At 56.7% G+C, this 20665-nt stretch carries 17 protein-coding genes, 1 tRNA gene and 1 other RNA gene; 10 read left to right on the forward strand and 9 right to left on the reverse strand.

Features of this window, described 5'->3' with window-relative positions:
- The first annotated feature begins 1 nt into the window (after position 1).
- The 3 genes from ssrS to ACHZBF_RS16120 all read left to right on the forward strand — a co-directional run bounded on the left by ssrS (position 2) and on the right by ACHZBF_RS16120 (position 1610).
- A non-coding RNA gene (gene ssrS, locus ACHZBF_RS16110) (6S RNA) lies at positions 2-185 on the forward strand.
- Positions 182-808 carry a 5-formyltetrahydrofolate cyclo-ligase gene (locus ACHZBF_RS16115; RefSeq protein ID WP_273440123.1) on the forward strand — a complete coding sequence of 209 codons (627 nt, stop codon included), beginning with the start codon at positions 182-184 and terminating at the stop codon, positions 806-808. Before ssrS ends, ACHZBF_RS16115 begins: the two co-directional genes overlap by 4 nt.
- A gap of 280 nt (positions 809-1088) precedes the next feature.
- Positions 1089-1610, forward strand: a complete 522-nt coding sequence (locus ACHZBF_RS16120) for a hypothetical protein (RefSeq protein WP_321529409.1) — start codon at positions 1089-1091, stop codon at positions 1608-1610.
- Between the two features lie 141 nt (positions 1611-1751).
- Here the strand turns inward: ACHZBF_RS16120 and ilvA are convergent, their stop codons facing one another.
- Entirely contained in the window at positions 1752-3308 is a 1557-nt protein-coding gene (gene ilvA / locus ACHZBF_RS16125) for a threonine ammonia-lyase, biosynthetic (protein ID WP_321528990.1), read from the reverse strand.
- A 208-nt stretch (positions 3309-3516) separates the two neighbouring features.
- Between ilvA and rpiA the strand changes: the two genes are divergently transcribed.
- A complete protein-coding gene (rpiA, locus tag ACHZBF_RS16130; RefSeq protein WP_273440126.1) occupies positions 3517-4170 on the forward strand; it encodes a ribose-5-phosphate isomerase RpiA in 654 nt (217 codons plus the stop codon).
- A 429-nt stretch (positions 4171-4599) separates the two neighbouring features.
- Here rpiA and ACHZBF_RS16135 read toward each other — a convergent pair whose 3' ends face one another.
- From ACHZBF_RS16135 to rplM, 4 genes are all read right to left on the reverse strand, one after another.
- The gene (locus ACHZBF_RS16135) at positions 4600-5577 is read right to left on the reverse strand and encodes a porin (protein ID WP_051302635.1); all 978 of its coding nucleotides are present in this window, start codon (positions 5575-5577) and stop codon (positions 4600-4602) included.
- 1250 nt (positions 5578-6827) lie between these two features.
- A tRNA-Gln gene (locus ACHZBF_RS16140) sits at positions 6828-6901 on the reverse strand.
- Between the two features lie 39 nt (positions 6902-6940).
- Positions 6941-7333, reverse strand: coding sequence for a 30S ribosomal protein S9 (gene rpsI / locus ACHZBF_RS16145; protein WP_029134697.1), 393 nt, complete (start codon positions 7331-7333; stop codon positions 6941-6943).
- A 23-nt stretch (positions 7334-7356) separates the two neighbouring features.
- Positions 7357-7785 (reverse strand): 50S ribosomal protein L13, encoded by a 429-nt coding sequence (rplM, locus tag ACHZBF_RS16150; protein WP_029134696.1) that lies wholly within the window; start codon positions 7783-7785, stop codon positions 7357-7359.
- Positions 7786-8165: 380 nt separating this feature from the next.
- On the opposite strand from rplM, the gene ACHZBF_RS16155 reads away from it, so the two are divergent.
- The 3 genes from ACHZBF_RS16155 (at position 8166) to nspC (ending at position 11931) form a co-directional block, all read left to right on the forward strand.
- A complete protein-coding gene (locus tag ACHZBF_RS16155; protein ID WP_321528991.1) occupies positions 8166-9350 on the forward strand; it encodes a (Fe-S)-binding protein in 1185 nt (394 codons plus the stop codon).
- A 219-nt stretch (positions 9351-9569) separates the two neighbouring features.
- A complete protein-coding gene (locus ACHZBF_RS16160) occupies positions 9570-10784 on the forward strand; it encodes a saccharopine dehydrogenase family protein (RefSeq protein ID WP_321528992.1) in 1215 nt (404 codons plus the stop codon).
- Between the two features lie 16 nt (positions 10785-10800).
- Entirely contained in the window at positions 10801-11931 is a 1131-nt protein-coding gene (gene nspC / locus ACHZBF_RS16165) for a carboxynorspermidine decarboxylase (RefSeq protein WP_394707585.1), read from the forward strand.
- 250 nt (positions 11932-12181) lie between these two features.
- Here nspC and ACHZBF_RS16170 read toward each other — a convergent pair whose 3' ends face one another.
- A complete protein-coding gene (locus ACHZBF_RS16170) occupies positions 12182-12598 on the reverse strand; it encodes an OsmC family protein (protein WP_321528993.1) in 417 nt (138 codons plus the stop codon).
- A gap of 116 nt (positions 12599-12714) precedes the next feature.
- Here ACHZBF_RS16170 and crp point away from each other — a divergent pair, with 116 nt between their 5' ends.
- Positions 12715-13368, forward strand: coding sequence for a cAMP-activated global transcriptional regulator CRP (crp, locus tag ACHZBF_RS16175; RefSeq protein WP_029134621.1), 654 nt, complete (start codon positions 12715-12717; stop codon positions 13366-13368).
- A 79-nt stretch (positions 13369-13447) separates the two neighbouring features.
- Here crp and ACHZBF_RS16180 read toward each other — a convergent pair whose 3' ends face one another.
- From ACHZBF_RS16180 to ACHZBF_RS16190, 3 genes are all read right to left on the reverse strand, one after another.
- Positions 13448-14392 (reverse strand): hypothetical protein, encoded by a 945-nt coding sequence (locus tag ACHZBF_RS16180; protein ID WP_321528994.1) that lies wholly within the window; start codon positions 14390-14392, stop codon positions 13448-13450.
- A 170-nt stretch (positions 14393-14562) separates the two neighbouring features.
- Positions 14563-15015 carry an NfeD family protein gene (locus ACHZBF_RS16185; RefSeq protein WP_321528995.1) on the reverse strand — a complete coding sequence of 151 codons (453 nt, stop codon included), beginning with the start codon at positions 15013-15015 and terminating at the stop codon, positions 14563-14565.
- Complete coding sequence (locus ACHZBF_RS16190; protein ID WP_029134618.1) at positions 15015-15938, reverse strand: SPFH domain-containing protein; 924 nt, start codon at positions 15936-15938, stop codon at positions 15015-15017. The genes ACHZBF_RS16185 and ACHZBF_RS16190 overlap by 1 nt, the downstream gene beginning before the upstream one ends.
- A gap of 366 nt (positions 15939-16304) precedes the next feature.
- Here ACHZBF_RS16190 and ACHZBF_RS16195 point away from each other — a divergent pair, with 366 nt between their 5' ends.
- Complete coding sequence (locus ACHZBF_RS16195; protein WP_029134617.1) at positions 16305-17351, forward strand: efflux RND transporter periplasmic adaptor subunit; 1047 nt, start codon at positions 16305-16307, stop codon at positions 17349-17351.
- Positions 17344-20562: an efflux RND transporter permease subunit gene (locus ACHZBF_RS16200; RefSeq protein ID WP_321528996.1), complete on the forward strand. Its 3219-nt coding sequence runs from the start codon at positions 17344-17346 to the stop codon at positions 20560-20562. The genes ACHZBF_RS16195 and ACHZBF_RS16200 overlap by 8 nt, the downstream gene beginning before the upstream one ends.
- Positions 20563-20665: the final 103 nt, after the last annotated feature.

The following is a 20665-nucleotide window of genomic DNA, read 5'->3' on the forward strand; positions in this document are numbered from 1 at the left end:
GTATCCCCTGCAGTGTTTGTAAGCGAATCGGGTATTTTCTTGAGCCTATTCATTACCCCGGGGACTTAATGGGAATGTCATTGTGCATGTCCGCCTCGAGCGGAAAGCCTTAAGCTTCCTTGTCGTCCCCACTTGAACCTACCGGTTCAAGAACGATGATTTGCTACGGCACAGGTGGGGGATGCCTTATTTCATTCCAGTGCGCCGCATGCAGAATCACAAACAAATTCGCCGCGCCATCCGCGCCAAAAGACGCAGCCTCTCCAGACAAGAGCAACATAACCACAGCTTGTCGGCAGCCAACCACTTTATAATAAATATTCGTCTGATCCGTAGCAGGCGCATCGCACTCTATCTGGCCGCAGACGGTGAACTTGATCCCCAGCCGCTTATTCAACGATTACTAAAACTCAACAAAAAACTTTACTTGCCGGCCCTCAAACCCGGCACCAACAACGCGCTATGGTTTTCAGAGTTTCACCCAAACGATCGCCTGCAGACGAATCGATTCGGCATCGCCGAGCCGAACATTCGACGTAGAAAGCCGATACCGGCATGGAGTCTTGATCTGATCATCATGCCGCTGGTCGCATTCAGCAGTGAAGGTGTCAGGATGGGTATGGGCGGCGGCTATTATGATCGAACGCTGGCTTACCAGCTTCAACATAAACAGTGGATTCGACCCGCGCTGATAGGTTTTGCGCATGATTTTCAGCGTGTAGAGAGACTGTCGCGACAGCCCTGGGATGTCCCGCTACATGGGGTAATCACAGAACAGGGATATCAGTCATTCCGGTTTACCAACTAACCCATTAACAGCTCCACACAACACGGCAAATCGAATCCATCGACCGTGCCGGCTAACAGATCCCATATATACAAAGCCAACTTGAGGTTTCACGACGTCTGATCGTTTCATCGGAAAAAGGCAGACGGGCCATGCTTTGCTCATCCAACAATAGCAGCCATACTGGAAATCCCGCCAATAACAAGTAAAAAATGCCAAAATATCCGTGATTTACTAGCTTTTTTTGAATACTTTATTATACTCAAACTGACTTTTGCATACTGATCGTGGAGGGAGCGTAATGGCCGTCAAGAAAGCCGCTAAAAAGAAGGCTGCAAAAAAGAAGAGCGCAGTCGCCAAGAAAACCATGAGCAAGAAGGCTATTGCACCCAAAAAGACAGCCAGTAAAAAGAAAGCTGTCGTTAAAAAGAAGGTCGCCAAGAAAAAGGTGACAAAGAAAAAGGTGACAAAGAAAAAGGCCGCCGCTAAAAAGAAGGTCGCCAAGAAAAAGGTAACGAAGAAAAAGGCCGCCGCTAAAAAGAAGGTCGCCAAGAAAAAGGTAACGAAGAAAAAGGCCGCCGCTAAAAAGAAGGTCGCCAAGAAAAAGGTGACAAAGAAAAAAGCCGCCGCTAAAAAGAAGGTCGCCAAGAAAAAGGTAACGAAGAAAAAGGCCGCCGCTAAAAAGAAAGTCGCCAAGAAAAAGGTAACGAAGAAAAAGGCCGCCGCTAAAAAGAAGGTCGCCAAGAAAAAGGTGACAAAGAAAAAAGCCGCACTCCGCCCCAGAAAAGTCAGGCCACGAAAAAAGGCCGCGACCAAAACCTGATCTTTAACCCGTAAGAAAGGCCCTGAAACAGGGCCTTTCTTGTATGTGCCGGGTTGACCTGAGTATTTAGGGTTTCGCGGCTGAAGCCGCGCCTGCAACTCGGCCAGCCTGCGTCACAGGATCATGGCTGCAGGCGCCATTTCAACTCTGATAAGCACCCACAGCGGCATCCGGGCACTCGCCACCACAGGCAAACAGGCGGTAGGCGGGATTGTCCGTCTCTTCTACCCAGGCATAACCGAGGGCCTTGAGAAAAGCCTGGAAATCACGCTTATCACCATGTTCAATCTGCACCCCCATCAGCACCCGGCCATAGGCCGCACCGTGGTTGCGATAGTGAAAAAGCGAGATATTCCAGCGCTGACCCATCTCGGTCAAAAAATTAAGCAATGCGCCAGGCCGCTCCGGAAACTCAAAGCGAAACAGCGCCTCATTGCTGACACCCGGGGCGTGGCCGCCGACCATATAGCGGATATGCAGCTTGGCGGTCTCATTATCAGTCAAGTCCACTACCCGATAACCCCGCTCACCGAGCTGTTGCACCACCCGCTGCCGTTCTACGACACCATCGGCCAGCTCAATGCCCACAAACACATGTGCGCGCGCCGAGTCGGCAAAACGGTAATTGAACTCAGTAACACTTCTCTTGCCAATGGCACGGCAGAACTTGAGGAAACTTCCCGGCTCTTCGGGTATTTCTACCGCCAGTAACGCTTCCCGCTGTTCACCCAACTCAGCGCGTTCCGCCACATGACGCAGGCGGTCAAAATTGATGTTGGCGCCACTCTCTATGGCAATCAGACTTTGTTCAATCACCCCGTCTCTTGCAACATACTTCTTCAGTCCTGCAACCGCCAGCGCTCCTGCGGGCTCCGCCACGGTGCGCGTATCATCGAACAGATCCTTTATTGCGGCACAAATTTCATCCGTGCCGACCAGTATCACTTCATCAACCAACGTTTTCGCCAGCCGGAAGGTCTCTTTACCGATCTGCTTCACCGCCACCCCATCGGCAAATATGCCGACCTGCTTGAGATTAACCCGACGCCCTTTTTGCAGAGCCGTATACAGGGTTGGTGCGTCCTCCGGCTCCACCCCAATGACCTTGACCTGCGGATAGACATATTTCACGTAGGCACCGATACCACTGATCAAACCGCCGCCACCCACCGGCACAAATATGGCATGTGGCGCACCGGCATGCTGCCGCAACATCTCCATGGCTATCGTTCCCTGTCCGGCAATCACTTCCGGATCATCAAAAGGATGGACAAAAGTCATGCCCTTCTCTTCCGCCAGCTTGAGCGCGTAATCGCAGGCCTCGTCATAAGAGTCACCCCAGAGGACGATTTTCGCTCCGAGCGCCTTGACTGCCTGGACCTTGATTATGGGGGTGGTTTTGGGCATCACGATCAGCGCCCTGATACCGAGATGTCGGGCAGAGAGCGCGACGCCCTGGGCGTGATTGCCAGCCGAGGCTGCGATTACACCATTGCCTTTTTCCACTTCGGATAAACCGCGAATCCGGTTATAGGCGCCACGCAACTTGAACGAAAAGACCGGCTGCAGATCTTCACGCTTCAGATAAACCTGGTTATTCAGCCGCCCCGAAAGTCGAACCGCCCTGTCCAAAGGCGTTTCTCGAACAATGTCATATATCTGTGCTCGCAGGATTCGTTCAATATAACTCTGGGGCATACTCTGTCCTGGTCATCTTGGATGGTGATAGACGGAAGGTAAATAACCTTACAGCGGATGTAGACCTCAATATATCAAACTTGCTTATCCATAAGCACAGAAATCCTTCTGCGCCAATGGGTCGCTTCATGGTAAAAAGAGCGGATATTGTGACAAACAGCCGAGCCATCGCTATCATGGCCAGGCAAGCGGGCATGAGGAAAAAGCAATGAACCAGGATGAACTGAAACGCATGGCGGCAGCCGAGGCCATTAAACAGGTCAAAGGCGGTATCATCGGGGTCGGAACAGGCTCCACGGTAAACCACTTTATCGACCTGCTGGCCGGCATAAAACAGACCATCGATGGCGCGGTTTCAAGCTCCGAAGCCTCAACTGAGCGCATGAAGTCGCTTGGCATCCCGGTTGTTGACCTCAACGCCACCGGCGAACTGGATCTCTATGTCGACGGCGCCGACGAATCGACCCGGCACCTGCACCTGATCAAGGGCGGCGGCGGTGCGTTGACCCGGGAGAAGATCGTCGCGGGCGCCAGCAAACGCTTCATCTGCATTGCCGACGAGAGCAAGCTGGTCGATGTACTGGGCGAGTTCCCGCTGCCGGTGGAGGTGATCCCCATGGCCCGCAGTCACGTCGCCAGACAACTGGTGAAACTGGGCGGCACCCCGGTGTGGCGTGACGGCTTCATCACCGACAACGGCAATATCATCCTGGATGTGCACAACCTGCGTATCATGGAACCGGTAAAAATGGAGCAGGAGATCAACAACATCGCCGGCGTGGTGACCACCGGCATCTTCGCCCTGCGACCGGCTGATTTGTTGATCCTGGGTTCCACGACAGGAATCAAGGTGATTGAATAAATCATCAACCCCGATAGCCTTGCGGTGTAGGCATGCCTTTCATGCCACGCCGTACGCACCTTCCCTGATATCTTTGCCCACCGGCGTGTGCACAAACAACGTGCACGCCCCACTTGGCCGCCGCATGCTGAGCGGCTTGTTTTTCGCAGATACGCCGTTCGTTATCAACTGTGTAGCCTGAATAAAACCCGTCCCAAGAAAGTCCAACAGACAGGCAACACCGGACGGGGGAATCCGTAGTATGGCGCCTAATCGCGCCACCCCCTGATTACGCCGCCACGAATGTCCGCGAAAATGTCGAATTCAGCCGTGACTTCATCAAGGCTTCAGCACTACGACTCTTTTTGACCTCGCTTTATTACAGACAATAAAAAACGGGGTCCGAAGACCCCGTTTTTTATCGTGCTATTTCTAACTGATCAGATCAGATTAGAAGTCGTGACGGATACCAACACCGAAGGTGCTTTCGTCAACAGAGGCAGCGGTTTCCTGCTGCTGATAATCAACATACACGCGGGTCATCTTGCTGAAGCTGTGGTGAGCACTGATACCCCAGTTGTCAAGATCGGCACTGTTGTTGTCAAAATCTCTTTCGCCGTATTCGAAGCTCAGGGTGTTGTTACCGAAGTATGCCTGGGCTGCGATACCGAAGGAGCTTGCGCCGTCGTTGGCACCGGAAACGGTGTCATCCATATCTTCGTACTGACCGATCAGAGCGAAGTTACCGAAGTTGTACTTGCCAGCCAGACCCCAACGATCAGCTCCACCGGTGGCGCTATCAAAGTCCAGGTAGGAGAAGCCGACGCTCAGCGGACCGTTGTTGTAGTCCAGGCTGAGGTTGAATGCATCAAGACCGTCACTGGTATTGACTCCACGCTCATCGGCCATAATCAGCGCCAGCTTGCCGCTGAAGCCATTGAAGTCAGGTGAAACGTAAGCCACTGCATTACCGGTACGGGTCGGGCCCAGGTAGTGACCGTTGGCATTCGCATCAACGCTGTCGCCGTCGAGAGCACCGGCGCTGGGATTCAGGTTCATGATATCGGTCTTGTCCACCGAACCGTAATAAGGAGTCCACTGACGACCAATTGCCACGGTACCGAAACCACCGGACAGGCCAACATAACCCAGACGATTGTTCAGGGCATCACCGTAACCACCACCCTCAGAGGTGTTGGCACCAAACTCATACTGGAAGATAGCCTTCAGACCATTGCCCAGGTCCTCGGAACCCTTCAGGCCGATACGGCTGGAGTTGGTGGAAACGTCCCAGGTATCACCACCGGCGGTGTCGTTGTCGGTGCTGATCAGGGCGGTGTCAACCCGTCCGTACAGGGTGGTTTCGGCGCTAACAGCCATGGGAGCAGCAACAGCTGCGGCGATGGCGATAGTAAGAAGTTTTTTCATTTTATAGATTCCCGCTAAAAGTAAATTTACGAAAAATGCTGTGCAGGGAAGATACTAGTACTCCACCCTCGGGTTTGCAACACTTTTTTATAAAAAAACCACAGTTTTTTATTTTGTTGTAAAATACCAACACAAGTTAATGCCACGCAGTTTGTGGGAAACAGAAAAATACAGTCTTACAATGCCTTATAAAAATATCGAAATAAATTACTTTCAGTTGAGCTAGCACCAGCATCTCACCTTACATTCAGATAACCCGCACTACATTACGCAATCAGGCAACAACATGTCTCATAATTGTTTAATGCCTGACATATTGGCTAGAAAACCAACCACCCGCCATACCTAAGCCTGGCAATCCAATCACAAGCCAGGGATGGCTTGAACACTCCACCCACCAGACCGCGACTCCATCCAGTGCTCTTTATCACTACCCCTGAAAAAAACCGCCGGAGCGGGTTGTTTCAGGGGTTCTTCGGTTGACTCTGGGCTGCATTGGCCGGTGAGATGAAATATTCCGAATCAAGGCGAAGATTGAAGGCAATAGCAGAGCTATTGGCAAGATCTTTAAAGCTACCGCTCCTGCTATCGCCCCTGACCTACATCCCTGTAGGCCACGCAGAGTCGGGATATTTCAGCCTGTGGACAACAGGCCACGAGTTGACCGGAGAGCCCCGGGCTGGGGATGGAGGATTATTCGGCCTGCGGCCTCACCCTTCGGGCTCGTCGCTGCGCTCCTCGTGGCGCTACGCGCCGAACCTCGGTGGGTGAAGCCGGACCGATCATCCAGCGGATGATCGCAGCCGGCTGAACGACCGGGCAGGAATGCCCGGGCCGGTCTCGATTCAGAAATTCCCAGTCTCGCCAGGGATGGCCTGCACATTTCCTAACCAGAACACGACTCCATCCAGTGCTCTTTCTCACTACCCACGAAAAAACCCTCCGGAGCGGGTTGTTTCAAGTTGGCTGGGGATGGAGGATTATTCGGCCTGCAGCCTCACCCTTCGGGGTCGTCGCTGCGCTCCTCGTGGCGCTACGCGCCGAACCTCGGTGGGTGAAGCCGGACCGATCATCCAGCGGATGATCGCAGCCGGCTGAACGACCGGGCAGGAATGCCCGGGCCGGTCTCGATTCAGAAATTCCCAGTCTCGCCAGGGATGGCCTGCACATTTCCTAACCAGAACACGACTCCATCCAGTGCTCTTTCTCACTACCCACGAAAAAACCCGCCGGAGCGGGTTGTTTCAAGTTGGCTGGGGATGGAGGATTCGAACCTCCACTGACGGAGTCAGAGTCCGTAGTCCTGCCGTTAGACGAATCCCCAAATGCCTGGAGCCACCCGACAGGCGGCTCCGCGGGCATATTAACGCTTGGAGTACTGCGGACGCTTGCGCGCCTTGTGCAGACCGACCTTCTTACGTTCAACCTCACGGGCATCGCGGGTCAGGAAGCCGGCACGACGCATCGGGCTGTGCAGCGCTTCGTCGTAGTCGGAGAGGGCGCGGGCAATGCCGTGACGGATGGCGCCGGCCTGACCGGTGGTACCACCACCCTTGACCGTAACCATGATATCGACGTTTTTCAGCAGATCAGCCACTTCCAGCGGTTGACGAACCACCATGCGGGCGGTTTCACGACCGAAGTACTCGTCCAGCGGACGGCCATTGACGACGATATTGCCGCTGCCGGCACTCAGGAAGACGCGTGCAGCAGAGCTTTTACGACGTCCGGTTGCATAATTCTGGGTTTGAGCCATGTTTCTGTTCCGTTATGTGGATTTCAGATATCCAGCGCCTGGGGCTGCTGTGCCTGATGCGCATGCTCGGGGCCGGCAAAGACCTTGAGCTTTTTGAACATCGCACGACCCAGTGGATTCTTGGGCAGCATGCCCTTGACTGCAGTCTCAATCACACGCTCCGGCGCTTTGTCCAGCAGCTTTTCCAAGTTAATGGATTTCAGGTTACCAATGTAACCGGTGTGATGGTGATACATCTTGTCTTTCAACTTGTTACCGGTGACGCGAACCTTTTCGGCATTGACTACAACAATATAGTCACCGGTATCCACGTGCGGCGTATATTCGGGTTTATGCTTCCCGCGCAAACGGCGTGCTATCTCGGTTGAGAGACGGCCAAGGGTCTTGTCTGTGGCGTCGACCACGAACCAGTCGCGGCGCACTTCTGCGGGTTTTGCACTTACGGTCGTCATCTGACTTGCTCCAGCGGAGTAACAATACTAGCGCTTCAAAAAAGAGCGCGAATATTACCGGACCACGCGCACGCTGGCAAGGCCCAGTTCAACTATTTTATCCAAAAAAAGAGGCGTAGCAGGGGAAGCTACGCCTTTAATAATATAAACCACCAAAGGAGGATGGATGGAGTACTAAAAAATGCAACTGCATTTAAAGTGTTAATATCTTCTAATATTATTATTTTTATGTCAAGACTTTATTTACTCTCCATTTCGTTTATAAATTGACATCACCACCCCCTGCCACGACACTCTGCAACTATCGACGGCCACACAAACCCAATATGCCATTTCACCTTACAACTGGTTTTAAAGGTGAAACGAGCCATGCAAACCCTGTGAACCACAACGAACCACTGCTGAAGGAGGCCGATCGCTGCGTCAAGTGCGGCATCTGCCTGCCCCACTGCCCCACCTATAGCCTGATGCGGGATGAAGGAGACTCACCCCGGGGCCGCATATCGTTGATCCAGGGAATCGCCAGCGGCGCGCTGGACAGTAAACAGGCCAGCCGGCATCTGGATCGCTGCCTCGGTTGCCTCGCCTGCCAGGCGGTCTGCCCTTCAGCGGTTAATTATGGCCAGTTGATCGACGGCTTTCGCATTACCCAGGACAAAAGCCGGCGACAGCGGCTGACGCACCACCTCATTACCCGCCTCCCCTATCGTGGCTGGGGCCGTATCGGATTATGGCTCTACCGCCATTCGGGCATTCGCCCATTGCTGCGCACCTTGGGAGGCAGCCGCTTCCGACGCCTGGACAATCTGCTGCCGGACCAGGCCAGCGCCGGCAGATGGAACCAGCATTACTCTCCAGTAACTCCCAAACAAGGGCGAGTCGGGCTGTTTACCGGGTGCGCCGGGAGGATCAGTGACCGTCAGGCACTCGATGCGGCCGTTGCCGTACTGACCCGCCTTGGATATGAAGTGATCATACCGGACGACCAGGGCTGTTGCGGCGCAATGCACCAGCACTCGGGCGATCCAGTGACGGCCGCAGCCATGGCAATAAACAATCAGCAAGCGTTTGGAGAAAAAGGCCTGGATGCCATTGTCTATCTGGCCAGCGGCTGCGGTACGCAGTTAATCAAACAGCCGTTTACCACACCGGTCTATGAAGTCAGTCAATTTCTTAACCACTGCTGTTGGCCAGAGGATAGTGTACTTAGTCCCATGGATTGCGCCGTGGGCTTGCATTCACCCTGTACCCTGAAACACCAGTTAAAACTGGCGGATGAGCCGGAAAAGCTGTTACTGCGGATTCCAGGCATCCGGTTGATTCGACTTGACCGGATTGAATGCTGCGGGGCCGCGGGCAGTTACCTGTTGGAACAACCAGATATGGCAGACGCACTGGGCGCGCGGGCAATCCAGCAGGTCCCGGTGCAGGAGCTACAGTATCTGGCCACCAGCAACAGCGGCTGTGCCTTACAGTTTACCCGCGAAATCCGTAAGACAGGCTATCCGGTCAAGACCGTGCATCCGGTTGAGCTGATCAACAACAGCCTGAATGACACTCAATAGGTCAGGGGGCACAGCTGGTTTCCCGGGGCAGCCTGATGACTGAACCCCATCCAACTGCTATTATTGCGCTCTTTTTTGGCGCCCGGAAACAAAGCCCCCGCGAGCCAATTTTGCGCGATCGTGCAGGATCGATATGCAATGTCATACTGGAACACTAAACTGTGACAAAAGACGCTCCGCGTTTGGTTTTCTCCCTCTGACTCAAGGAAAACAAATACAATGAGTACTGTACTGATTATTGGAGCCGGCGGTGTGGGCCGGGTTGTGGCCCATAAATGCGCCCAGGTGCCAGAGGTGTTCAGCGAGATTCACCTCGCCAGCCGAACCCGATCCAAGTGTGACCAGATTGCCGCTGAAGTGACCGAGAAGACCGGCAGAACCATCAAAACTGCCCAGGTGGACGCCGACAAGGTGCCTGAACTGGTCGCCCTGATTAAACAGATCAACCCGGTTATGGTGATCAATGTGGCGCTGCCTTACCAGGACCTGACCATCATGGATGCCTGCCTGGAGACCGGCGTGCACTACCTGGATACGGCCAATTACGAGCCCCTGGACGAGGCCAAGTTCGAATACAAGTGGCAGTGGGCCTACCGCGAGCGCTTTGAGCAGGCGGGCCTGATGGCACTGCTCGGCTCCGGCTTTGATCCCGGCGTCACTAACGTTTTCTGCGCCCATATGCAGAAACACCACTTCGACCAGATCGACACAGTGGACATCCTCGACTGTAATGGCGGTGATCACGGCTACGCCTTTGCCACCAATTTCAATCCCGAGATCAACATCCGCGAAGTAACCGCCAACGGCCGCTATTACGAGAATGGCGTCTGGGTCGAAACCCAGCCGATGGAGATTCATCACACCTTCGATTTTGAGCAGGTCGGCCCGAAAAAAATGTATCTGCTGTATCACGAGGAGATGGAATCGCTCTCCAGGAACATCAAGGGCGTCAAGCGCATGCGCTTCTGGATGACCTTTGGCGATGCCTATCTGAAACATCTGGAAGTGTTTCGCAATATCGGCCTGGATTCGATCGAGCCGATCCTGTTCGAGGGCCGCGAGATCGTCCCCATCCAGTTCCTCAAGGCACTGCTGCCGGACCCGGCCTCCCTCGGTCCACGCACGGTCGGTAAGACCAATATCGGCTGTATCGTCAAGGGCAGCAAGGATGGCCAACCGGTGTCGCGCTATGTCTACAACATTTGCGATCATCAGGAGTGTTACCGAGAGACCAACGCCCAGGGTGTCTCCTACACCACCGGCGTACCGGCGATGATCGGCGCCATGATGATGCTGACCGGAAAATGGATGAGGCCCGGCGTCTGGAACATGGAGGAGTTCGATCCCGATCCCTTCATGGCGGCGCTCAACCAGCATGGCCTGCCGTGGACCGATATCGCAACCGACATCGATGTCGACGCCCTTCCCGAGTAAGGATAACGGCCACACCATGACCCTCGATATCTCCCGAATCCCCACCCCCTGCTACGTGCTGGAGGAGGAGCGGCTGCGCGCCAACCTGGCCCTGATGGACCGGGTACAGCACGAGTCCGGCGGCAAAATCATTCTGGCCCTGAAAGGCTACGCCATGTGGAGCACCTTCCCGATCATCCGGGAAGTACTGCACGGCTGCACCGCCAGCTCGCTGAACGAGGCCCGGCTCGCCGCCGAGGAGTTTGGCAAGGAAGTGCATGTCTACGCACCGGCCTATACCGAGGCCGAGTTCCCGGAAATCCTCAAACTGGCCCACCATCTCACCTTCAATTCGTTCAGCCAGTGGCGCCGCTTTGGGCCGCAGGCGCTGGCTGCCGGAGTCTCCTGCGCCATCCGGGTCAATCCCCAGGTGGCGGAAGTGGAAGTGGACATGTACAACCCCTGCGGCAGCACTTCGCGGTTGGGCGTCACTGCGGAAGAGTTCCACCCCGAGGCGCTGGAAGGCATCGAGGGGCTGCATTTTCACGCCCTCTGCGAGTGCGGTGCGGAAAGTCTGGAACGGACCCTGGCCGCCTTCGAGGAGCGCTTTGGCGAGTGGATTCCCCAGATGAAGTGGATCAACTTTGGCGGTGGACACCTGATGACCCGACAAGGTTACAACGTGGACCTACTGATCCGTCTGGTGCGCGATTTCCGTGAACGCTATAGTGTCGAAGTCTATCTGGAACCGGGTGGCGCCGTAGGCTGGCAGACCGGACCACTGGTGGCCTCGGTGCTGGATATCGTGCGCAACAACATGGATATCGCCATCCTCGACACCTCGGCCGCCGCCCACATGCCGGACGTGCTGGAGATGCCCTACCGCCCAAAAATCCGTGGCGCCGGTGAGCCTGGCACGACCCCTTACACCTATCGGCTTGGGGGCAATACCTGCCTGGCGGGAGATGTGATCGGGGATTACGCCTTCGAGCGACCACTGCAGGTGGGGGACAAGATCGTACTGGAAGACATGATCCACTACACCTTTGTCAAAAACACCACCTTCAATGGCGTCAACCTGCCATCACTGGCCATCTGGACGTCCGACAACGAGCTGCGCATGATCCGTACCTTCGGTTATCAGGAGTTCAAGAACCGGCTCTCGTAAGTCACCTGGGGTGCCTCACCTACCCGACCGGGACAGGCTCTAAAGTCACGGATCACGCAGATTAGAGAAACACCGTAAACCCGTAGGTTGGCATGAGCCCGCGAATCCCAACATGTGGCGTTGACTACAACCATCGTCTATTGGGGTTCGCCTCACTCACCCCAACCTACGCGCTGCTCCTACAATTCCTTGCAACAGCAAGGTCGGGGGGGATTTTCGCGGCCGAAGCCGTCAGACGGATCGGCGGGCGTTATTCCGCCAGCAGCTCAAAATCGTGGCTAATGTCCACTACCTGCCCTAGCATGATTGACGCCGAGCAGTACTTCTCGGCACTCAGCTTCACCGCCCGCTCCACGGCCTTTTCGGTCAGACCGGGTCCCGCAAGCCGGAAGTGGACGTGGATTTTGGTGAATACCTTCGGATCAGTTTCGGCGCGCTCGGCCTCCAGATCCACTTCGCAAAGTGTCACCTGGTTGCGTCCCTTGCGCAGAATATGCACCACGTCGAACTGGGTACAGCCGCCCAAACCCAGCAGCAACATCTCCATCGGCCGAACGCCCAGGTTACGCCCGCCAAAATCAGGGGGACCATCCATCACCACGGCATGCCCGCTGCCCGACTCACCCACCATAAGGGTCTGTTCGACCCATTTTACCCGTGCTTTCATCACATACTCGCAGTTTAATAAAGGTTTGCAGACTAGCATAGATCGACAATCAGGAGGAGCTAACCTAGAATCCTAGGTGGAACGTTTCATTCCCAGTCCTTAACAGAAGGTCGCACATGAGCATTATCAAGCCACCAGAACAGGAACCTGCTTTTCTGAAGCCCTTTCTGTCGTTCTGCCACAGACGCCGCTATCCAGCCAAAACGGATATTATCCATCCCGGCGATCGGGCTGATATTCTCTACTACATCGTGGATGGTTCCGTCACCATCCTGATTGAGGATGAAGATGGCAAGGAGATCATCCTAACCTACCTCAATAAGGGTGATTTTATCGGCGAGATGGGACTGTTTCTCTCCCAGTCCAATCGCAGCGTCCTGGTACGCACCCGCTCCGACTGCATGCTGGCAGAGATCAGCTACGCCCGACTGGAGCAGCTGTTTGACGGCGAACTCCGCGAACATGCCAAGGATATACTCTATGCACTGGGCGGCCAGCTGACCCAGCGCCTGATCCACACCAGCCGAAAGGTTGGACATCTGGCATTTCTGGATGTCACCGGTCGGGTTGCCGGCACCCTGCTGGAGCTGTGCAAACAACCGGACGCCATGACCCACCCCGATGGCATGCAGATCCGCATCACCCGCCAGGAGATCGGTCGGATTGTGGGCTGTTCACGGGAGATGGCCGGGCGCGTGCTGAAGAACCTGGAAGAGCAGGGCCTGGTTTATGTCAAAGGCAAGACTATCGTGGTATTCGGCACACGCTGAGCATTCATTGGCGGCCGAAGACATTCCTACCGGGTAGCCTCCAGACCGAAAAAATGCCCACACACGGCCTGAACGGGGCCTATTTGATCGCAGTCTCCCGTTTCAGGTCATCCGGTGTCCCGAAGCTTTTATCCGGACCCGCCGATATTACCCGATACTTCTCTGCCTCTGGCTCAAATCGCAATGCGGTTCCCCAGCCATCCAGCATCTCTTGCTCACCGATGTTCAAATCCTGCTGTAACCGCTCCAATGTCACCTGGGCGGGATTGAATCCCGAGCCATACTGAATCATCCATACCTTGATGGAGCGGTTGAGCTGCTCCAGCCGGCGATTGGTCGCCGCGCGCTGGGGATTGACCGGAATGGCGGGAGTTGTAGCAACGACCGGTGCCGGGGGCTCCTCCAACAGCATTGGCAACAGCAGACCAACAGCCACCACGACCACCGCAACCAGTCCACCGGCGAGCCAAATCAGACGTTTCCGTTTTTCCCGGGCTGCATCATCCCTGGTCTCGGCAACCGTGCTTCGCTCAAAAAAGGTACCGACATTTTCCGAATCATCATCCGGCTGGTAGGCGGCGCGCTCAGTAGCCGCAGCCTCTAACACTATATCCTCGTCCGCCACCTCGGGCTGGACTATTTCCATCGGTCGAGTCCGGTCATCTTCCGGGGTCAATTCAGGCAAATCCAGTGACAGCGGCTCATCGAGAGGCGGCGATTGTTCATCTGTTGGCGAAGACGCCACTGCATCCACCTTTTCGGGGATGCGATCGACAGGGCGTGCGGACGGCCCTACCGGCTCGATTGAACACTCGGCGCCGCGCGCCCTGATCTTCTCCAACAGACGCTCGGCCTTGGACTTTTCCAATGCCTTATTGATCCTGAAGCGATCCCCCTGGATCAGGTGCCCCGCCTGATCCAGGGGGATTTTGAGCAACTGAGCCAACGCATGCTGCACCTCAGGGTGTTTGAACCCCTTGAGCAGCTTGCCACTGAATACGAGTCGATAGTTCGGAGTAGCCATCACTTATTGGTTATTATGATACCGGGAGAAAAAACAGCCTAAGGCTAGCACATGAAATCCAGTTGATTCCACTAAGGAGCCTCTGGTTAAGCCTGGACGAAGTAAATTGTGAGCCGGAATGATCAGATTCAAGGCGCAAGATACAAGTTCACGACTGGACCAGAGGCCCCCTAAGAATCCTGTAACACCATCACCAGCAGCACCACGCCATCCACACCTACCACCTTCACCCGCGACCCTGCCGGGCAGTCGTCACCCCGGATCTTCCAGATGCTGTCATCGACCTTGATCTTGCCCTGACCATTCACCACCGGTTCGCTGAGGGTAAATATCCGATCAATATACTGCTCTCCCCGACGGTTGAGTCGCGGCTGATCGCTTTCAGTTGGATGCTTCAGCAGATAGAGCCGCCAGGCCACGATACTGATGACGCTGAACAGGGCAAAAACCAGTATCTGGATCTCCCAACCAAGCTCCGGCATCAGCAGCATGACCAGCCCGACGATGCCGGCGGAGATGGCCATCCAGAGAAAAAACGCGCCGGGCGAGAACACTTCCAGCACAATCAGAATGACCGCCAGCACCCACCATTGCCAATAGGTGGCGGATTCAAACAGCTCCATCACGGTTCACTCCGGCCCGATCTGCCGGCCGCTTCCCGGGCGATCTCCGCAATACCGGCCACCGACCCGATCAGGTTGGAAGCCTCCAGCGGCATCATGATCACCTTCTGATTGGGAGCGGAGGCGATATCCTTCAGCGCCTCGGTGTATTTCTGGGCGACAAAGTAGTTGATGGCGCTAACGTCTCCCTTGGCAATGGCCTGCGAGACCATCATGGTCGCCTTGGCCTCGGCCTCGGCCAGACGCTCTCGCGCCTCCGCCTCCCTGAAGGCGGCCTCCCGCTCACCTTCCGCCTCAAGAATGGCCGCCTGCTTTTCACCTTCGGCCTTGAGAATCGCAGCCTGACGATGACCTTCTGCTTCAAGGATCTGCGCCCGCTTCTCCCGCTCGGCCTTCATCTGGCGTGCCATGGCATCCACCAGGTCCCGTGGGGGCGAGATATCCTTGATCTCGATACGCGTCACCTTGATACCCCAGGGCGTAGTGGCGTCATCCACCACTGCCAGCAGTTTGGCGTTGATCTGGTCACGCATGGAGAGCAGCTCGTCCAGATCCATCGAACCCATCACGGTACGGACATTGGTCATGGTGAGATTGAGAATCGCGTGGGTGAGCTGACTCACCTCATAGGCCGCCTTGGCCGCATCCAGGATCTGGAAGAAGACCACTCCATCCACGGTCACCATGGCGTTGTCCTTGGTGATCACTTCCTGTGAAGGGACATCCAGCACCTGCTCCATCATGTTCAGTTTGGCCCCGACACTATCCACCAGCGGGATAATCAGATTCAGGCCGGGGCGCAGTGTCTTGGTGTAGCGACCAAAACGCTCCACCGTGTACTCCATACCCTGCGGAACCCGCTTGGCACCGAGTACAACAATGACGATCGCCAGCACCAGTACCGCTACAGCAAAGAGTTCCATCGAGCATCTCCATTGTTTAATTCCCCGGCCGAGTATACTACCCCGGTCGCGCAGAAGGTACGAATATTGATTACCCATGCCAGGGTCATGTCGCAGAGTGCGAATGGGTATAAATCAACCTGACGAATCCCTATCCCGAAGCAGTCAGTCGCGGTAGGATAAAAGCAGACAGGAGCAACACGAAAAATCTGATAAAAAGGCACTGCCCCGGTTATGTACCGCAGCTTTGGGAAGAAGCGACAAACCTCCAAGCCGAATCAGCACATAGACCAACTGGGACATGAGCTAAAAAAACTCAAAAATTAGCCAGATTCTATAGAGGCGGCTATTCAGCCTATGAAGCACCGTCTATATGAAGGAGACCGAATGCGACGCCTGACATTCTGCCTGTTACTGCTTCTCGCCCCCCCATTTACCCCGGCAGCGGCTGCGGAAACCCTGCCTACCGATAGCGCAAGACTGACCACCATCCCGCGCGAATACCGGCTGGACGGCGTCGTTGAGGCGATCAACCAATCCACCATCTCGTCACAAACCAGTGGACAAGTGATGGAGATCCTGGTGGATGTGGATGACTTCGTTGAGCAGGGGGCGGTGATCATCCGGCTCAAGGATACCGAGCAGCGTGCACGACTGGACCAGGCCGAGGCGGAGTTACAGGCGGCCAACGCGGTATGGCAGGAGGCAAGCCGTGATTACGAACGCACGAAAGAGATCTTCCAGCGCAAGCTGGTGGCCCAATCCGCCATGGACAAGGCAACCGCCTCCCTGAAGGCATCCAAGGCCCGGCAGGAAGCCGCCAGCGCGGCCCTGAACCAGGCCAAAGAGCAACTCGAATATACCCGTATCCGGGCCCCATACGCCGGCATCGTCACCGAGCGGCTGATCGAGACCGGCGAGACCGCCTCACCGGGCCAGCAACTGATCAGCGGCATTTCACTGGACCAGTTGCGCGTCTCCGTTGACGTACCCCAGAGCCTTATCCCGGCCATTCGACAACAGGCCAGCGCCCAGGTGCTGCTGCCCGACGCCAGCAGCGTGGCGGCCACTGCGGTGACCATTTTTCCATTTGCCGATCCGGCCAGCGGCACCTTCAAGGTTCGCCTGCAGCTCCCGACCGAGATAGCGGGACTGTTTCCCGGCATGCTGGTGAAAACCCGTTTTGAGATCGGCAAAACGCAGGAGTTGCTGATCCCTGCCGCCAGTGTGGTCTACCGCAGTGAAGTCACGGCGGTCTATGTCATCGACAAGGACAACACACTCTCGCTGCGCCATATTCAGACCGGCCACAAGCGCAACGGCAACCTGATCGCGGTACTCGCGGGACTGGAGGACGGAGAGCGCGTCGCCCTGGACCCCGTTGAAGCGGGCAGTCGGTTGAAACTGCAATCCAAGGGATCGGCAGATGAGTAGGCTCGGCATCTCGGGTCGCATTGCCGAGCGCTTCCTCTCCACCGAAATCACTCCGTTACTGGCCCTGGTGGGACTGCTGCTGGGTCTGTTCGCCATCCTGGTGACGCCGCGCGAGGAGGAGCCACAGATCAACGTGACCTTCGCCGATGTCTTTATCCCGTTCCCCGGCGCCAGCGCAACCGAGACCGAAAACCTGGTGGCCACACCGGCCGAACAGGTACTCTCGGAGATCGATGAGATCAAGCATATCTACTCCATCTCCCGACCGGGCATGGCGATAGTCACCGTGCAATACCAGGTGGGCGTGGAGCGCACCGACGCCATTGTGCGGCTCTACAACAAGATCTTCTCCAACCAGGACTGGCTACCGCCGAACCTGGAAGTCGGACAGCCGATCATTAAACCGAAGGGGATCGACGATGTGCCCATCGTCACCCTGACCCTGCGCTCGGATAACCCCGCCACCGGTGCTTATGAGTTGGGACAGGTGGCGCACGCCATTGAGTCGGAACTGAAGCGGGTGCCGGGCACCCGGGATATCTACACCATCGGCACGCCGACCCGGGTAGTCAGCGTCCGCCTCGACCCGGAAGCCCTGGCCGGTTACCGGATCGACCTCAACCAGCTGCGACAAAGCCTGCAGTCGGGCAACAGCGTGCGAGATGACCTGACCATCACCCGCGACAACCGGGAGGTCCTGGTGCAGGCCGGCAGCTTCCTCACCAACAGTGCAGAGATCGGTGATCTGGTGGTGGCCAGCCATGCCGGCAGACCGGTGTTTCTGCGCGACGTGGCCGAGATCAGCCAGGGTCCGGACCAACCCGAACAGTATGTCTGGCTGGGCGCCGGTGCCGGCGCGGCCGACAAAATGCTGCTGGATGGCACCACCCCGGCGGTCACCATCGCCGTCGCCAAGAAACCCGGCACCAACGCGGTGGATATCAGCAACGCGGTGATCCAGCGCTTTGATCAGCTGAAGGGCACCTTCATCCCCAGCGACGTGAAGGCCACCGTCACACGCAATTACGGCGAGACCGCCGACACCAAGGCCAAGCAACTGATCAGCAAGCTGATCTTCGCCACCGCCTCGGTGGTGCTGCTGGTACTGTTGGCCCTGGGTTGGCGTGAAGCATTGATTGTCGGCGCGGCGGTGGTGGTGACCCTGGCCATCACCCTGTTCGCCTCCTGGGCCTGGGGCTTCACCCTCAACCGGGTCTCCCTGTTTGCCCTGATCTTCTCCATCGGCATCCTGGTGGACGATGCCATCGTGGTGGTGGAAAACATTCATCGCCACCTGGCGATGGGCAGCCGCAATCTGCTGCAGGCGATACCGGCCGCCGTGGACGAGGTGGGCGGACCCACCATCCTGGCCACATTCACGGTAATCGCGGCGCTACTGCCGATGGCCTTTGTCACCGGGCTGATGGGACCCTACATGAGTCCGATCCCGATCAACGCCAGCCTGGGCATGCTGATCTCCCTGGCAGTAGCCTTCATCTTCACCCCCTGGCTGACCCGCAAGGCGCTGGGCCACATGGCCGGGCAGGACCACGCACAGACGGACGCGGGTTCCGCCAACCCGCTAATGCGGCGGATCTTCCAGCGTGTCATGCCACCGTTCCTCGCCGGAGGACGGGGGCGGGCCATGCGCTGGCTGCTGCTGTTATCCGTATTGATCCTGATCGCCGGCTCCCTGGCCCTGGTGGTGAATCAGTCAGTGGTGCTGAAAATGCTGCCGTTTGATAACAAATCGGAGTTCCAGGTGATGCTCGACATGCCGGAAGGCACCAGTCTGGAAAAAACCGCCCAGGTGCTGGACAACATGGGCCGCTACCTCGGCGGCGTCCCGGAAGTGACCGACTATCAGGTCTACGCCGGCACCTCCGCACCGATCAGCTTTAACGGACTGGTCAGGCAATACTACCTGCGCAAAGGCGCCCACCTGGGGGACATCCAGGTCAACCTGGTGGATAAGAAACAGCGTGAACGCAAAAGCCATGAGGTAGCCCTGGCGGTGCGCGCACCGCTGCAGGAGATCGCCCGCCGCTTTGACGGCAATGCCAAGATCGTTGAACTGCCGCCCGGACCGCCGGTTCAGTCCCCGTTGGTGGCCGAGGTCTACGGCATCGACTATACCGGGCAGATCCAGCAAGCAAAGGCGCTGCGCGGTCTGTTCGAAACCACGCCGGATATCATCGATGTGGACGACTCGGTGGAGTTTCCCTCGGAAAAAATCATCCTGCAGGTGGACCGCGCCAAGGCGGCGCGACTCGGCATTGCCCAGTCAGAGATCACGCGTACCCTGGGCATGCTGCTGACCGGTGAGGATGTCAGCTATCTGCACGGGGAAAACCTCAAATATGCCGTGCCGATCCGGGTTGAATACCATCCGGGCGACAAGACCGACCTGACCCAGTTATTGACGCTGCCCCTGCGCGGTGCCGGAGACCACTGGATCCCCCTATCGGAAATCGTCACGCCACTGCAAAGCCAGCGCGCCCACGCCATCTACCACAAGGATCTGCTGCCGGTGGTCTATGTGACCGGCGATATGGCCGGGGCCGCCGACAGCCCGCTGTATGGACTGTTCGCCATTTCGGACCGATTGAAAGCGGCCGACGGGCTTGAGCAGTGGTTCCTGAGCCAGCCGGAGAACCCCTACGAGTACAGCCTGAAGTGGGACGGCGAGTGGCAGGTCACCTATGAGACCTTCCGCGACATGGGTATCGCCTACTCGGTGGGTTTGCTGCTGATCTATCTGCTGGTGGTGGCCCAGTTCCGCTCCTACCTGGTGCCGCTGGTGATCATGGCGCCGATCCCGCTGACCCTGATCGGCATCCTGCCGGGCCACGCCCTGCTGGATCGCCAGTTCACCGCCACCTCGATGATCGGCATGATCGCCCTGGCCGGTATTATCGTGCGTAATTCCATTCTGCTGGTGGACTTCATCAATCAGCAGGTGCGGGAAGGCATGGCGCTGGCGGAGGCGGTGGTGTTGTCGGCTGTGGTGCGGGCCAAGCCGATCATCCTCACCGCGCTGGCGGCGATGGCCGGAGCCTTCTTCATCCTGGATGATCCGATCTTCAGCGGCCTGGCGGTCTCCCTGATCTTCGGCCTGCTGGTCTCCACTCTGCTGACCCTGGTGGTGATTCCGGTGGTCTATTACGCGGCGATGCAAAACCGAATCGGGCAGATTACAGGATCACCGTAGCCCACAGGCCGGGACGAAGACCGAATCCCAACCTGCGCGTCCAGCACAACCATCACCCAGCCGAACCAAGATACGGAACCGGCATAGGGCGAGCCATGCCCGC

This window comes from Sedimenticola selenatireducens (genome assembly GCF_963675335.2).
Lineage (GTDB): Bacteria > Pseudomonadota > Gammaproteobacteria > Chromatiales > Chromatiaceae > Sedimenticola > Sedimenticola selenatireducens.

What these genes read in the sequence shown, in the direction of transcription:
- ACHZBF_RS16180 (WP_321528994.1), bottom strand. Translation starts at nt 14,392, where the DNA reads ATGGCTACTCCGAACTATCGACTCGTATTCAGTGGCAAGCTGCTCAAG.
- crp (WP_029134621.1), top strand. Translation starts at nt 12,715, where the DNA reads ATGAGCATTATCAAGCCACCAGAACAGGAACCTGCTTTTCTGAAGCCC.
- rpsI (WP_029134697.1), bottom strand. Translation starts at nt 7,333, where the DNA reads ATGGCTCAAACCCAGAATTATGCAACCGGACGTCGTAAAAGCTCTGCT.
- nspC (WP_394707585.1), top strand. Translation starts at nt 10,801, where the DNA reads ATGACCCTCGATATCTCCCGAATCCCCACCCCCTGCTACGTGCTGGAG.
- ilvA (WP_321528990.1), bottom strand. Translation starts at nt 3,308, where the DNA reads ATGCCCCAGAGTTATATTGAACGAATCCTGCGAGCACAGATATATGAC.
- ACHZBF_RS16190 (WP_029134618.1), bottom strand. Translation starts at nt 15,938, where the DNA reads ATGGAACTCTTTGCTGTAGCGGTACTGGTGCTGGCGATCGTCATTGTT.
- ACHZBF_RS16195 (WP_029134617.1), top strand. Translation starts at nt 16,305, where the DNA reads ATGCGACGCCTGACATTCTGCCTGTTACTGCTTCTCGCCCCCCCATTT.
- rpiA (WP_273440126.1), top strand. Translation starts at nt 3,517, where the DNA reads ATGAACCAGGATGAACTGAAACGCATGGCGGCAGCCGAGGCCATTAAA.
- ACHZBF_RS16170 (WP_321528993.1), bottom strand. Translation starts at nt 12,598, where the DNA reads ATGAAAGCACGGGTAAAATGGGTCGAACAGACCCTTATGGTGGGTGAG.
- ACHZBF_RS16200 (WP_321528996.1), top strand. Translation starts at nt 17,344, where the DNA reads ATGAGTAGGCTCGGCATCTCGGGTCGCATTGCCGAGCGCTTCCTCTCC.
- ACHZBF_RS16160 (WP_321528992.1), top strand. Translation starts at nt 9,570, where the DNA reads ATGAGTACTGTACTGATTATTGGAGCCGGCGGTGTGGGCCGGGTTGTG.
- rplM (WP_029134696.1), bottom strand. Translation starts at nt 7,785, where the DNA reads ATGACGACCGTAAGTGCAAAACCCGCAGAAGTGCGCCGCGACTGGTTC.
- ACHZBF_RS16120 (WP_321529409.1), top strand. Translation starts at nt 1,089, where the DNA reads ATGGCCGTCAAGAAAGCCGCTAAAAAGAAGGCTGCAAAAAAGAAGAGC.
- ACHZBF_RS16185 (WP_321528995.1), bottom strand. Translation starts at nt 15,015, where the DNA reads ATGGAGCTGTTTGAATCCGCCACCTATTGGCAATGGTGGGTGCTGGCG.
- ACHZBF_RS16115 (WP_273440123.1), top strand. Translation starts at nt 182, where the DNA reads ATGCCTTATTTCATTCCAGTGCGCCGCATGCAGAATCACAAACAAATT.
- ACHZBF_RS16135 (WP_051302635.1), bottom strand. Translation starts at nt 5,577, where the DNA reads ATGAAAAAACTTCTTACTATCGCCATCGCCGCAGCTGTTGCTGCTCCC.